The organism is Mesorhizobium sp. M2E.F.Ca.ET.219.01.1.1, assembly GCF_004016445.2.
In the GTDB taxonomy this organism is placed as follows: domain Bacteria; phylum Pseudomonadota; class Alphaproteobacteria; order Rhizobiales; family Rhizobiaceae; genus Mesorhizobium.
Genome location: NZ_SADT02000232.1, coordinates 1 through 294, shown reverse-complemented (window position 1 = coordinate 294; position 294 = coordinate 1). Strand labels below are relative to the sequence as shown.

Sequence of the window (294 nt, the reverse complement as noted above, 5' to 3'; positions counted from 1 at the left end):
GAGACAACACCTTCTAATCGGCTATCACGAAACATCGTTTCATGCGTTGCGCGGTGGGCCGCTTCGATCTCGCTGCGATTTTTCCACCACATGCCCACGACGTTGACGAAATTGGCGTCTTCGCAGAACAACGACGCGAAGTCGGCCATGTCGTGCCTGTTCCAGGCATCGGCAAAGGCGCGCCCGGCATCTGCGGGTCTGTTGACCACCAGTCCCATGGCATGATCTCCGTCCTTTCCGCTAACATCGAATGGGAAGAAAGCCGCGTCATCAGGCGTTGTCAATGAGCGGCAC

1 protein-coding gene is annotated in these 294 nt (G+C 57.1%); it reads right to left on the bottom strand.

What is annotated here, in order from left to right; translation table 11 throughout:
• A partial coding sequence (locus EN862_RS35640) for an SgcJ/EcaC family oxidoreductase (RefSeq protein WP_135913336.1) occupies positions 1-218 on the bottom strand: 218 nt, incomplete at its 3' end.
• Positions 219-294: the final 76 nt, after the last annotated feature.